This window comes from Pseudomonas sp. VA159-2, from assembly GCF_024126635.1.
GTDB classification, from domain to species: domain Bacteria; phylum Pseudomonadota; class Gammaproteobacteria; order Pseudomonadales; family Pseudomonadaceae; genus Aquipseudomonas; species Aquipseudomonas muyukensis.
In genome coordinates, this window is the sequence record NZ_JAMYBV010000014.1 from 114,061 (window position 1) to 126,956 (window position 12,896).

Consider the following 12,896-nt stretch of genomic DNA (forward strand, 5'->3'; position numbering starts at 1 on the left):
TATGAAGAAAAGTTGTCTGGCCGTGCTGCTGTGCCTGCCCCTCGGGGCCATGGCTTATCCCATCGACGTGGAAAAGCAGATGACCGGGGTCAAGGTCGACTACACCGCCTATGACACTGCCTACGACATTGGCTCGATCAGCCTGAACAACTATGGGCAGGTGGCGGCGGCGTGCAAGGTCAGTTTCCGCAATGGGCCCGAGGCGCCACGGGTGCGCCGGGTCAACGTGCCGGCCGGCAAGAGCGTCGATGTGACGGCCAAGTTCAACCGGCAGATCATCAAGCTGCGCATCGTGCTGGACTGCAAGGCGGAATAAAACTGATTAATCGATATATTTAGCCCACTTTTTACGCTTTTTTATCGATAGGTCAACCTCTAATCTCACCTCCATCGAATCGCACCCCTTTACCGCCGATGGAGGCAGCCATGTCCCGCGTACTGATCATCGAAAGCAGCGCCCGCCAGCAGGATTCCGTTTCTCGCCAACTGACCCAGGATTTCATCCAGCAGTGGCAGGCGGCGCACCCGGCCGACGCGATCACCGTACGCGACCTGGCGCTGACCCCGGTGCCGCACCTGGATGCCCACCTGCTCGGCGGCTGGATGAAGCCCGAGGAGCAGCGCAGCGCCGCCGAGCGTGAAGCGCTGGAGCGTTCCAACGCGCTGACCGACGAACTGCTGGCCGCCGATGTGCTGGTGATGGCCGCGCCGATGTACAACTTCACCATCCCCAGCACCCTCAAGGCCTGGCTGGACCATGTGCTGCGCGCCGGCATCACCTTCAAGTACACCCCCACCGGCCCGCAGGGGCTGCTGGCTGGCAAGCGCGCCATCGTGCTGACCGCCCGCGGCGGCATCCATGCCGGTGCCAGCAGCGACCACCAGGAACCCTACCTGCGCCAGGTGATGGCCTTCATCGGCATCCACGAGGTGGACTTCATCCACGCCGAAGGCCTGAACATGAGCGGCGAGTTCCACCAGAAGGGCCTCAACCAGGCCAAGGCCAGGCTGGCCGCGGTGGCCTGAGCCGCGACGGATTCCCAACCCTGACACCTTGTTGCTCCTTTGGGTGTACTTGCCCGGCCATTGCGATGGCCGGGCTTTTTTTGCTGTGGCGCAACCTGTGCAGGAGCGGCCTTGCGTGGCGAAAGGGCCGCGTAGCGGCCCCCGGATCTCGGTGTCGATGAAAAGATCGCTGGGGTTGCTGCGCCGCCCTTTCGCCACACAAGGCCGCTCCTGCAAGCAGCCCCACAATCCTCAGGGTTGAACTGGCCAGACCCAACCCGCTAAGGTCGCCGCCTTGATCCACGAGGGCCAACCATGGGCTACCTGATAATCGTCGCGCTGATCCAGGCGTACTCCTTCAATTTGATCGGCGAGTACCTGGCCGGCCACGTCGACAGCTACTTCGCGGTGCTGGCGCGGGTGCTGCTGGCCGGGCTGGTGTTCCTGCCGCTGACCCGCTGGCGCCAGGTCGAGCCACGCTTCATGCGCTCGATGCTGCTGATCGGCGCCTTGCAGTACGGCATCACCTATGTCTGCCTGTACCTGAGTTTCCGCGTGTTGACGGTGCCCGAGGTGCTGCTGTTCACCATCCTCACGCCACTGCATGTCACGCTGATCGAGGACGCCCTGAACCGCCGCTTCAATCCCTGGGCGCTGCTGGCCGCGCTGGTGGCGGTGGGCGGCGCCGCGGTGATCCGCTTCGACACCGTCAGCGGCGAGTTCTTCATGGGCTTCCTGCTGCTGCAACTGGCCAACTTCACCTACGCCGCCGGCCAGGTGCTGTACCGCCACCTGGTGGCGCGCAACCCCAGCGACCTGCCGCACTACCGGCGTTTCGGCTACTTCTACCTGGGGGCGCTGCTGGTGGTGCTGCCGGCGTTCCTGCTGTTCGGTAATGCCCAGCATCTGCCGAGCACCGACACCCAGTGGCTGGTCTTGCTGTTCCTCGGCCTGTGCCCGACAGCCTTGGGGCTGTACTGGTGGAACAAAGGCGCTTGCCTGGTTTCCGGGGCTACCCTGGCGGTGATGAACAACCTGCATGTGCCGGTAGGCCTGCTGCTCAACCTGCTGATCTGGAACCATGACGAGCCGCTGGGGCGGTTGGCGATTGGCGGTTCGGTGATCCTGGCGTCGGTGTGGTTGAGCCGCTTGGGTGGCCAGCGCGCGAGGCTGCCGGGAACGGCCTGAGCCGGCCTCGGATCATTGCCGGCGCGGCAGGCCGGCGTGCACGACCAGGCACAAGGGTAGGGTCAGCAGCAGCGTGCCTGCCAGCGCTATCAACCCTTGCTGCACCCCGCCGTGGTCTGACAGCGCGCCGATCAGCACCGGCGCCAGGGCGCCACCGCCGACGGTGCCGGTATAGAAGCAGGCGAATACCCGCTCCCGTTGCTCACGGCCGGCGAAGTCCGGGACCAGCCCGGTCAGCACCGACGAGGTGCCGTTGAGTGCCAGGCCGATCAGCGGCATCACCAGCATCAACGGCAGGTAGGGCAACAGCAGCGCCAGGAGGATCAGCCCGGCGGTCAGCAACTCGGTACAGATCACGGTGCGTACCGGCCCCAGCCTGGCGCCCAGGTAGCCACAGAACAGCTTGCCGAAGGCGCCGCCGATGAACAGCAATGTCAGGGCCAGGCCTATTTGCGCGGTCGTCGCGCCCTTGCTCTGCAGCAAGAACGGCAGGAAGGTCAGAAAGCCCATGCGCACGCCACTGTCGAGGGTGCCGGTGGCGATCAGGGCCGTCAGCCCCGAGGTCGCGCCGGCCTGGTCATGGGCTTTGGTCTTGCGTGCTGGTTGATCTGCGCAGGGCGCCTGACGCAACAGCCACCACAGCGCCGCAGCAGCGCCCAGGCCGAGCAGGCCAAGCGCCGTGGCATTGGCCTGCCACGACACATACACCAGCACCAGGCCGCTCAGCCCCGGGATCAGTGCCTTGCCGATATCTCCAGCGAAGTTGTACTGGGCCAAGGCCTGCTTCACCTTGCCGCTGCCTTCGTAGGCATCGGCGACCAGCGCGCTGGCAAGCGGGTGTTGGGTGCTGGCGCCGAGGCCGGCAAGCATCAAGGCGATCAGCAAAAGGCTCAAGTCACTGGCTTGGGCGGCCAGCAGGTAGGCCAGCCCGGCCAGCGCCGTGCCCCGGACCAACAGGGCCTCGCGGCCCCAGCGCCGGGCGCTGTTGCTGGCCAGCAGTTGAAAGCCCGCCATCATGCCCGCGTAGGCCCCGCGTAGCAGCCCGACCTGGGCGTAGCTGAGGCCAAAGGCGACTTGCCAGAGGGGCAGCAACACGTAGATGACATCGGTCAGGCCGTCATGCACGCCATGGGCGAGGCTGGCGCCAGCGAGGGTCCTGCGCCGAGGCGAGGGTGGGGCGTCGTGCAGTGCAGTGCTGGAAATGTCCTGAGGCATGGCTCGCTCACCAAGGCTGTGGCAGGTGTCTGGCGAACATCAGGAATGGGCGTGGCGAGAGGGCCGTCGATCTTCCGTGATGACGTCGTCCTGGGTGGCCATAGGGTAGTGTGTCTTGGGGGCACGATGCAAAGGGGCGCCCGCTCGGGCGCCCCGAGCGGACGGTCAGGCTTCGTTCAGCTCGTCCAGGCTGCGTGGCTGGGTATGAGGCAGCGGCCTGGCCGCCAACCCCGCCCGCATGTCATTGCCACTGGGCTGCTGGTACAGGCTCAGGCCGAACTCCGGCAGCACCGCCAGCAGGTAGTCGAAGATATCGCCCTGGATGCGCTCGTACTCGGCCCACACCGTGGTGGTGGTGAAGCAGTAGATTTCCAGCGGCACGCCTTCGGCGGTGGTCTGCATCTGGCGGACCATGCAGGTCATGTTCGGGTGCACGTTGGGGTGGTTCTTCAGGTAGGCCAGGGCGAAGGCGCGGAAGGTGCCGATGTTGGTCAGCTGGCGGCGGTTGGCCGACAGTTCCGCCACCGGGCCCAGGGCTTCGTTCCACTGGTGCAGCTCCTGGCGTTTCTGGCTCAGGTAGTCGCCCAGCAGGCTGACCTGGCCCAGGCGGCGCTGTTCTTCGGCGTTGAGAAAGCGCACGCCGGCGGCGTCGATGAACAGGCTGCGCTTGATCCGCCGCCCGCCCGCTTGCTGCATGCCGCGGTAGTTGCGGAACGACTCGCTCATCAGGCGCCAGGTGGGGATCGAGACGATGGTCTTGTCGAAGTTCTGCACCTTCACCGTGTGCAGGGTGATGTCCACCACGTCGCCATCGGCGCCGGCCTGGGGCATTTCGATCCAGTCGCCGACATGCAGCATGTCGTTGCTGGTCAGCTGCACGCTGGCGACGAACGACAGCAGGGTGTCCTTGTACACCAACAGCAGTACCGCCGACATGGCGCCCAGGCCCGACAGCAGCAACAGTGGCGAGCGGTCGATCAGGGTGGCGACGATGACGATGGCGGCGAAGATCCACAGCATCATCTTGGCCAGCTGCATGTAGCCCTTGATCGAGCGGGTACGGGCGTGTTCGCTGCGAGCGTAGATGTCCAGCAGGGCATCGAGCAGGCACGACAGGGCGCGGGTCATGAACAGCAGGGTCACGGCCAGGGCGACGTTGCCGAGGAAGTGCTGGGCGGTGGCGGACAGCTCCGGCACCAGCTTGAGGCCGAACTGCACCACCAGCGACGGGGTGGTCTGGGCCAGGCGGTGCAGCACCTTGTTGTGGCGCAGGTCGTCCAGCCAGCGCAGCGCCGGTTGCCGTGCCAGCAAGCGGGTGGAGTGCAGGATCAGAAAGCGCGCCAGGCGGCCGATCAGCAGCGAGACGAGCAGCAGCACGATCAGGCCGAGGGCGGCGTGCAGCATCGGGTGTTGGTCGAGCGTGCCCCACAGGTCGAGGGCGTCACGCCAGAAACGTTGGATGTCCATGGGCTTGGAAACGGTCTGTATTGCGGTACGAGGCGACATTAGAGCGTGGATCGGCGCAAAGTTGCCAAAAGAAATTCGGTTCTGGCGGCGGAAAACGTTACCCTATGCAACTTGAATTTTTCGCACTTGCCCGAGGTTACCCCCGTGTTTTCCCAATTCGCCCTGCACGAACGCCTGCTCAAAGCCGTGGCCGAGCTGAAATTTGTCGAGCCGACCCCGGTGCAGGCGGCGGCCATTCCCCTGGCCCTGCAAGGGCGTGACCTGCGGGTGACCGCGCAGACCGGCAGCGGCAAGACCGCGGCTTTCGTCCTGCCGCTGCTCAACCGACTGGTCGACCTTAAAGGTGGACGGGTGGAGATCCGCTCGCTGATCCTGCTGCCGACCCGCGAGCTGGCCCAGCAGACCCTCAAGCAAGTGCAGCTGTTCTCGCAGTTCACCTACATCAAGGCGGGCCTGATCACCGGCGGTGAAGACTTCAAGGAGCAGGCCGCGATGCTGCGCAAGGTCCCTGATGTGCTGATCGGCACCCCGGGCCGCCTGCTGGAGCACCTCAACGCCGGCAACCTCGACCTGTCCCACGTGCAGGTGCTGATCCTCGACGAAGCCGACCGCATGCTCGACATGGGCTTCGCCGAAGACATGGAGCGCCTGTGCAAGGAGTGCGAGCAGCGCGAGCAAACCCTGCTGTTCTCCGCCACCACCGGCGGCGCGGCCCTGCGCGACATCATCGGCAAGGTGTTGAAGGACCCTGAGCACCTGATGCTCAACAGCGTCTCGCAACTGGCCGAGGGTACTCGCCAACAGATCATCACCGCCGACCACGACCAGCATAAAGAAGCCATCGTGCAGTGGTTGCTGGCCAACGAGACCTTCGACAAGGCGATCATCTTCACCAACACCCGCGCCCTGGCCGACCGTATCTATGGCCACCTGGTGGCCAAGGACGTGAAGGCCTTCGTGCTGCACGGCGAGAAGGACCAGAAGGACCGCAAGCAGGCCATCGAGCGCTTCAAACAGGGTAGCTCCAAGGTGCTGGTGGCCACCGATGTCGCCGCCCGTGGCCTGGACATCGACGGCCTGGACCTGGTGATCAACTTCGACATGCCGCGCAGCGGCGACGAGTACGTGCACCGCGTGGGTCGTACTGGTCGTGCCGGGGGCGAAGGCCTGGCGATCTCGTTGATCACCCACAACGACTGGAACTTGATGTCGAGCATCGAGCGCTACCTCAAGCAGCAGTTCGAGCGCCGCGTCATCAAGGAGGTCAAGGGCACCTACAACGGGCCGAAGAAGGTCAAGGCCTCGGGCAAGGCCGCCGGCAGCAAGAAGAAAAAGGTCGAGAAGAAGGCTGGTGCCGACAAGAAGGGCGCCGCCAAGAAAAAGCCGGCCGCCAAGCCCAGGAGCAAGGCCCCCTTGGCCAGTGCCGATGGCCTGGCACCGCTGAAAAAGCGCAAGCCTGCCGCTGAGTAAGCGCAACTTGCAGCAAGCCCGCCACCGCAACGGTGGCGGGTTACTTCACGCCTTCCCCGGGCGTTTGTAGCCCATTTCCCAAACGCCCTTTTTGCCCCGGCATTTTGTCGCCAACCCACCAGACTCCTATGGCATCTGTAGCCAAGGAGGTGTAGCGTATGTACGTATGTAAATACGATGGCTCAATCCGATTTGAATGGAATCAGCAAAAGAACCTGATCAACATCCGCAAGCATGGTGTCGACTTCGACGATGTCACGCTCATGTTTCGCCAGCCGATGCTGGTGCTGCGTGACGAGCGGTTCGAGTACCAGGAACCGCGCTGGATCAGCATGGGCTGGATCAATGCCTGGGTCTGTGTGGTGGCCTACACCGAAAGGCCGGGCGATGTGATCCGAGTCATTTCCGCCAGGCGAGCAACCCGACGTGAGGAACAGCGCTATGTCGAAACTATCCGCAACCACCGAGCAACAGCCACCCGTTGATACCTCGGACATTCCCGAGCTGGACGACGACTTCTTCAGCCGTGCCGAGTTGCGGGTGCCTGCCAAGCAGACCGTCACCATCCGCCTCGACGCCGACGTCCTGGCCTGGTTCAAGGAGCAGGGCGCCGGCTACCAGACCCGCATCAACCAGCTGCTGCGCCAGTACATGCAGGCCCAGCAACGCCGCTGAGCGCCAGGCAAGTCAGGTCTTCTTCTCTGCGGCTTTCAGTTCCTGGATGCGCTTGTCGATCAGTTGGCATTTGTCCGGCAGGTCCTTGCTCGCCGTGCCCAGCTCCATGCCCTGGAGTTCGTCATTGATCTCCTTGGCCTTTTGCGGGTTCTGCTCGGTGAGCTGGCTGACCAGCCCGGCCAGTTCTTCTCTTTTATGGGTGGCTTCCTCTGGCGTGCAAGCCCAGGTGGGGGCGCTGCACAGCAGGCTTGCGAACAGGGTGATGCTGGTTGAGGTTTTCATCGTCCAGGCCTCTGCAGGGCATGATACTGGTTGATGGTCGGGGCCTGGCAAAAGTTCAGACACGTAAAAAGTGGAACACCTGGAAAGGCTCCTGGGTCACACCTTGTGTACCCCATCCGTCCACCGCAGGAGGCCCCCTCCATGAGCACCTACGACTGGGACCTGATCGAACGCTTGCTGCACGAAGTGCAGAACGGCGCCGGTCACAGCTTCACCCCACGCCCCTACGCCGAGCAACATGCCGCGGCCCTGGCAGCCAAGGGCCAGGCGCCCGGCGACCTGGACCATCTGAAGACCCGCGCCTGCGAGTACGAAAAGAGCCTCTTCGAGCGCGGTTTTATCGAAAGCCGACCTGAAGAGGAGGGCGGCAACGGCGAGAACTTCGTGCTCACCGAGCGTGGCTCGCGCCTGCTCAGCCTGATCGACAGCAGCATCCCCGGCTTCGAGCACCCGCGCCAGGTGCTGGATGAGCAGGAAGACGCGCTGGACGAGAGCACCTTCGACCGGGTAGCTGCCGAGGCACGAATCGCCGGGGGCGCAATTTAGGCTGGTATCGGCAAGGCTCGGCGTCTAATAATCGGGATCCATTCCACTGCCGAGCCTTGCCCATGACGTTGCAACAGCCAAGGGGGCGCGCATGACCGCGGCCCGCAAGAACCCCGACGCCTTCGCTTTTCAGGTCATGCTGGGGCTGTGCCTGGTATGGGGCTGCCAGCAGGTGCTGATCAAGTCGGCCGCCGTGGACATCGCCCCGGTGATGCAGGCGGCATTTCGTAACGGCATCGCCGCGCTGCTGGTCGGCCTGCTGGTGTGCTTGCGCGAAGGCTGGGGGCTGGTGGGCACCACCTGGCGCGCCGGGCTGCTGGCCGGGGCATTGTTCGGGCTGGAGTTCCTGTTCATTGCCGAGGGGTTGAAGCTGACCTCGGCGGCGCACATGTCGGTGTTCCTCTATACCGCGCCGATCTTCACCGCCCTGGGGTTGCATTTCATGATGCCCAGCGAGCGGCTGCGCTGGCTGCAGTGGCTAGGCATCCTGCTGGCCTTCTGTGGCATTGCCCTGGCCTTCGCCGGGGGCGTGTCGCTCGAGCAGCTCGACGGGCGCATGCTGTTGGGCGATGGCCTGGCAATCCTGGCCGGGCTGGCCTGGGGCGCGACCACGGTGGTGGTGCGTGGTTCGCGGCTGTCCGAGGCACCGGTGACCTTGACCCTGTTCTACCAACTGGCGGTGGGCTTCCTCGGCTTGCTGGTGATCGCCCTGTTCAGCGGGCAGATCACCGACTTTGCCCTGACGCCCCTGGCGGTGGGCAGTGTGCTGTTCCAGGGCATCGTGGTGTCGTTCATCAGCTACCTGACCTGGTTCTGGCTCTTGCGCAGGTACCTGGCATCGAACCTGGCGGTGTTCTCGTTCATCACGCCGTTGTTCGGCGTGACCTTTGGCGTGCTGCTGCTGGATGAGCCGCTGAGCCTGAACTTCGTGATCGGCGCGGTGATGGTGCTGCTGGGGGTGATATTGGTCAGTGCCGAGGGTTGGGTACGCCAGCAGTTGCGCAGGGTCGTGGGCTAGGGTTCGCCGGCAAGGCTGGCGAACATGGGGTCATCGCCGAGCGCGACACTCTACCGGCCAGCACCAACGTCCCGGCCAGTCCCAACCCCAGCGCCGCCAGCACCAGCGCCGGTTGCAAGCCGCCACTGAAATGGCTGCTCAACGTCGCCAGCAAGGGGCCGCTCAACTGCCCTAGGGCAAAACAGGCGGTCAACAGCCCGGCGTTGCGCTGCGTGGCCTGGGGCGCCAGCTCCCGCGAGCGTTGCATCACCAGTTGCATGCAGGCCAGGAACGGTCCGCCACACAGCAGTACCCCCAGCCCCAGGCCGAGGCCGCCGCCCAACAGGCACGCTACCACCCCCAACCCTTGTAGCCACAATGTGGTGGTCAACCAGACGCTGGTACGCCCGGGGCGGCGCAGGCTGGCCAGCATCACGCCGAGCGCTGCGGCCAGGCCGAATGCCGGCCAGAACAGATCGGCCAGCCATTGGCCATGGAACTGCAGGTTGGCCATCTGCGCCAGGAAGGTGGCGGGCAGGATGTAGCCGATACCGTACAGCGCGTAGACCAAGCCCAGGCGGCCGATGCCGGCGCCCTGGGGCGGGCCGTCGTGCGCTGCTGCTGGTGCGGGCTCCAGTGCCCGTGGCAAGCACGGCAGCACAGCCAGCAGCATCAGCAGGGCGGCCACCCCGTAGATCAGCCACAGTGCTGCCGAGCCCAGCCCCAGCAGGTGCGCTGCCAGGGCCAGCAGGCCGGTCAGCGCAATGCCGGCGCCGGGGCCGGCGAACACCAGGGCACCCAGCCGCTGCCGGCCATGGGCATTGGCCAGTTGCTGGCTGAGGCTGGTGATCATCACCAGTACCCAGGCGCTGGCCACGCCAGTGCCAAAGCGCAGCAGCAGGTGGCTCCAGAAACCGTCCGCGGCCCAGGAGGCAAAGGTCAACAGCACGCACAGCCATAGCCCGCCATGCAGACGCAGGCGCACCTGGGCCGGCTGGCGGGCGAACATGCCGTCCAGCGCGCCGAGAAAGTAGCCCAGGTAGTTGGCGGCGGCGATCAGGCCAGCGGCGCTCAGGTCGAGCTGGCCCTCGGTGATCAGCTGGGGCAGTTGCGGGGTGAGGGCGAAGCGGCCGATGCCCATGGCCATCATCAGCGCCACGGCGCTGGCCAGCAGTTGCACGAAGGGTGGCATGGAGCGTCTCCTGCAAGAAGGAATGCGATGGCTGGCAGGGTAGGGCGGATTGACTTTCAACAAAATTGAATAATGATGATCAAGTTGTTCATTTTTGGAGAATCTAATGGAGTTCAGCCAACTGCGTATCTTCCAGGCCGTGGCCGAGGAAGGCTCGCTGACCCGTGCCGCCGAGCGCCTGCACCGGGTGCCATCGAACCTGTCGACGCGGCTGCGTCAACTCGAGGAACAACTGGGGGTGGAGCTGTTCCTGCGCGAGCGTCAGCGCCTGCAATTGTCACCGGCGGGCAAGGTGCTGCTGGACTACGCCAACCGCCTGGCGGCCCTGCGCGACGAGGCCATGGCCGCGGTGCAAGGCGGCCAGCCGGCCGGTGACTTCCTGCTCGGCACCATGTACAGCAGCGCGGCCACTCACTTGCCCGCGCTGCTGGCGCGCTATCACCAGGCTTACCCTGCGGTGAACCTGCAAGTGCGTGCCGCCCCCAGTGGCGAGCTGCTCGAGGGCCTGCTCGGCCATACCTTGGACGCAGCCTTGGTGGACGGCCCGCCAAGCCTGGCCGGGTTGGATGGCGTGCCCTTGTGCGATGAGGTGCTGGTGCTCATCACCAGCCCGGAACACCCGCCAGTGCAAACGGCCCGTGACGTGGCGGGCAAGGCGGTGTTCACCTTCCGCCAGGGCTGCTCGTACCGCATGCGTCTGGAGGCCTGGTATGCCCATGCCCACACGCCCATGGGGCGGGTGATGGAGATCGAGTCGTACCAGAGCATGCTGGCCTGCGTGATCGCCGGGGCGGGGGTGGCGTTGATGGCCCAGTCGATGCTCGACAGCCTGCCGGGGCATGAGCGGGTGCGGGTGCATCGGTTGCAGGCGCCGTTCGACCAGGCACAGACCTGGCTGATGTGGCGCCAGGGCATGTGTGGGGCAAATTTGCAGGCCTGGATCGATTTGCAACAAAGCGAAACGATTGACCGACCGTCGGAAGCTGCCATCTGCGCTTGATCCGGGTCAAAATCGCCCATATGTGTAAGAACAGAAGCATGCGCGATACAGGACATGGGCTATGATCTGTATGACGCATCGCAGGATTGATTGACCACCCGTCAAGGGGGCATTATGAACCAACGCATGTACAACTGGCTCCACGACCTCGCCGTCGCCTTGGGCTTGCTCCCGCCACCGTTGCAGCCGGTGCCGATCCCGACCGACGAAGAACAGCGCAAACGCCAGCCGCGTCGTCGCTGACCACCGACAAGAAGGCTGCCGCATCCAGGTGATGCGGCGGCCTTTTGCGTTGTAGCGCAGCACTGTAGGAGTCAGCCTTGCTGGCGACGCAGGCGACGCAGGCGACGCGGAGGCCAGATCCTACGACGCCCGTGGCCAGGACAGAAGGTATCAGGCCAGTTTCACGGCGCTCACCGGCTTGCGCGAAGCCAGGCTGACCACCACGAAGCTCACCAGGCCGATGGCCAGGCTGTAGTAGATCGGCGAATTGGCATCCAGGCCGTCCTTGAACATGAACAACAACGCGGTGGCAAAGCCCAGCGACATGCTGGCAATGGCCCCGGCGGTGGTCGCGCGCTTCCAGAAGATCGCCCCCATCAGCGGGATCAGCATGCCGCCCACCAGCAGGTTGTAAGCCAGGGTCAGCGCGCTGATCACATCGTTCACCGCCAGGGCGATGCCCAGCACCACCAAGCCGGTGAGCAGGGTGAACAGGCGGTTGATGCCCAGGCTCGACTGCTTGCCGCCGCGCAGCCGCGGCAGCAGGTCCTCGGTCAGGGTGGTGGACGCGGCCAGCAGGCCGGCGCTGGCGGTGGACATCATCGCGGCCAGGGCCGCGGCCATCAGCAGCCCGCGTATGCCCTCGGGCAACTGGCCCTTGATCATCTCGGCGAAAGCGTTGTTGGGGTTGGCCAGGTCCGGCATCAGCACGTGGGCGGCCATGCCGATCAGGGCGCAGGCCAGGCCGTACAGCACGCAATAGACACCGGCGGTGGTGCCGGCACGCTGGCAGACCTTCTCGTCACGGGCGGTGAATACCCGCTGCCAGATGTCCTGGCCGATCAGGATGCCGAAGAAGTAGATCAGGAAGTAGGTGATGATGGTGTCCCAGCCGATGGCGGTCCAGCTGAAGCTGGTGGCCGGCAGCTTGGCCACCAGGGCGTCCCAACCCCCGGCCTTGTACAGGCACACCGGCAGCAGGATGAACATCAGGCCCACGGTCTTGATCACGAACTGGACGATGTCGGTGAGGGTCAGCGACCACATGCCGCCGATGGTCGAATACACCACCACCACGCCGCCACCGAACAGCAGCGCCATCCAGAACGGCACATCCAGCAACACCTGCAGCACGGTGCCCATGGCCAGGGTCGAGGTCACCGCGATCATCAGCGCATAGGCCAGCATGATCGCCGCGCTGGCCTGGCGCGCCATCGGGTTGTAGCGGCGCTCCAGGACCTGGGTGACGGTGAAGATCTTCAGGCGCAACAGTGGTTTGGCCAGGAACAGGTTCAGGGCGATGATCCCCAGGCCCAGGGCGGCGCACAGCCAGAAACCGGAAATGCCATGGACATAGCCCAGGCGCACGGTACCGACGGTGGAGGCGCCGCCAAGCACGGTGGTGGCCATGGTGCCCATGTACAGGGTCGGGCCGAGGTTGCGCCCGGCCACCAGGTAGTCTTCATGGGTCTGCGCGCGCCGCATGCCGTACCAGCCGAGGCCGAGCATGCCGGCGGCATAGATCAGTACAACGATGATGTCCAAGGCCATTGGGGGTCTCCCGATTATCTTTATTATGGCGAGATTGGCCGCCCGGACGGTTCACGGCGCCCGGCGGTCCTGTGTGGTGTTGGCGG

Annotated in this window: 15 protein-coding genes; 10 read left to right on the plus strand and 5 right to left on the minus strand. The window is 64.9% G+C overall.

The window, feature by feature from the left end; translation table 11 throughout:
* Position 1: 1 nt before the first annotated feature.
* From NJG22_RS15640 to NJG22_RS15650, 3 genes are all read left to right on the plus strand, one after another.
* Positions 2–316 carry a 3-phosphoglycerate kinase gene (locus NJG22_RS15640; RefSeq protein ID WP_253095736.1) on the plus strand — a complete coding sequence of 105 codons (315 nt, stop codon included), beginning with the start codon at positions 2–4 and terminating at the stop codon, positions 314–316.
* Between the two features lie 110 nt (positions 317–426).
* A complete protein-coding gene (locus NJG22_RS15645) occupies positions 427–1,026 on the plus strand; it encodes an FMN-dependent NADH-azoreductase (RefSeq protein WP_253095737.1) in 600 nt (199 codons plus the stop codon).
* Between the two features lie 294 nt (positions 1,027–1,320).
* A complete protein-coding gene (locus NJG22_RS15650) occupies positions 1,321–2,193 on the plus strand; it encodes a carboxylate/amino acid/amine transporter (protein WP_253095738.1) in 873 nt (290 codons plus the stop codon).
* Between the two features lie 12 nt (positions 2,194–2,205).
* On the opposite strand, the gene NJG22_RS15655 is transcribed toward NJG22_RS15650, so the two are convergent.
* Together NJG22_RS15655 and NJG22_RS15660 are read right to left on the minus strand one after the other, a co-directional pair.
* Positions 2,206–3,408 carry an MFS transporter gene (locus tag NJG22_RS15655; protein WP_253095739.1) on the minus strand — a complete coding sequence of 401 codons (1,203 nt, stop codon included), beginning with the start codon at positions 3,406–3,408 and terminating at the stop codon, positions 2,206–2,208.
* 165 nt (positions 3,409–3,573) lie between these two features.
* Positions 3,574–4,875, minus strand: coding sequence for a mechanosensitive ion channel family protein (locus NJG22_RS15660; protein ID WP_253095740.1), 1,302 nt, complete (start codon positions 4,873–4,875; stop codon positions 3,574–3,576).
* Between the two features lie 144 nt (positions 4,876–5,019).
* Here NJG22_RS15660 and NJG22_RS15665 point away from each other — a divergent pair, with 144 nt between their 5' ends.
* The 3 genes from NJG22_RS15665 to NJG22_RS15675 all read left to right on the plus strand — a co-directional run bounded on the left by NJG22_RS15665 (position 5,020) and on the right by NJG22_RS15675 (position 7,020).
* The gene (locus NJG22_RS15665) at positions 5,020–6,345 is read left to right on the plus strand and encodes a DEAD/DEAH box helicase (RefSeq protein WP_253095741.1); all 1,326 of its coding nucleotides are present in this window, start codon (positions 5,020–5,022) and stop codon (positions 6,343–6,345) included.
* A 185-nt stretch (positions 6,346–6,530) separates the two neighbouring features.
* Entirely contained in the window at positions 6,531–6,830 is a 300-nt protein-coding gene (locus tag NJG22_RS15670; protein ID WP_253095768.1) for a BrnT family toxin, read from the plus strand.
* Positions 6,787–7,020 (plus strand): BrnA antitoxin family protein, encoded by a 234-nt coding sequence (locus tag NJG22_RS15675; RefSeq protein WP_253095744.1) that lies wholly within the window; start codon positions 6,787–6,789, stop codon positions 7,018–7,020. The genes NJG22_RS15670 and NJG22_RS15675 overlap by 44 nt, the downstream gene beginning before the upstream one ends.
* A 12-nt stretch (positions 7,021–7,032) precedes the next feature.
* Here NJG22_RS15675 and NJG22_RS15680 read toward each other — a convergent pair whose 3' ends face one another.
* Positions 7,033–7,302, minus strand: a complete 270-nt coding sequence (locus tag NJG22_RS15680; RefSeq protein ID WP_253095745.1) for a hypothetical protein — start codon at positions 7,300–7,302, stop codon at positions 7,033–7,035.
* Positions 7,303–7,443: 141 nt separating this feature from the next.
* Here NJG22_RS15680 and NJG22_RS15685 point away from each other — a divergent pair, with 141 nt between their 5' ends.
* Complete coding sequence (locus NJG22_RS15685; protein ID WP_253095746.1) at positions 7,444–7,848, plus strand: transcriptional regulator; 405 nt, start codon at positions 7,444–7,446, stop codon at positions 7,846–7,848.
* Positions 7,849–7,939: 91 nt separating this feature from the next.
* On the plus strand, positions 7,940–8,866 hold the full coding sequence (locus tag NJG22_RS15690; RefSeq protein ID WP_253095747.1) for a DMT family transporter: 927 nt from the start codon (positions 7,940–7,942) through the stop codon (positions 8,864–8,866).
* Here NJG22_RS15690 and NJG22_RS15695 read toward each other — a convergent pair.
* Entirely contained in the window at positions 8,817–10,037 is a 1,221-nt protein-coding gene (locus NJG22_RS15695) for a YbfB/YjiJ family MFS transporter (RefSeq protein WP_253095748.1), read from the minus strand. The two genes, NJG22_RS15690 and NJG22_RS15695, sit on opposite strands and share 50 nt — an antisense overlap.
* 106 nt (positions 10,038–10,143) lie before the next feature.
* Between NJG22_RS15695 and NJG22_RS15700 the strand changes: the two genes are divergently transcribed.
* Complete coding sequence (locus tag NJG22_RS15700) at positions 10,144–11,037, plus strand: LysR family transcriptional regulator (RefSeq protein WP_253095749.1); 894 nt, start codon at positions 10,144–10,146, stop codon at positions 11,035–11,037.
* A 114-nt stretch (positions 11,038–11,151) separates the two neighbouring features.
* Entirely contained in the window at positions 11,152–11,280 is a 129-nt protein-coding gene (locus NJG22_RS24575; RefSeq protein ID WP_256660254.1) for a PA1414 family protein, read from the plus strand.
* Positions 11,281–11,430: 150 nt separating this feature from the next.
* On the opposite strand, the gene NJG22_RS15705 is transcribed toward NJG22_RS24575, so the two are convergent.
* Positions 11,431–12,810 carry a sodium:solute symporter gene (locus NJG22_RS15705; RefSeq protein ID WP_253095750.1) on the minus strand — a complete coding sequence of 460 codons (1,380 nt, stop codon included), beginning with the start codon at positions 12,808–12,810 and terminating at the stop codon, positions 11,431–11,433.
* Between the last annotated feature and the right edge of the window lie 86 nt (positions 12,811–12,896).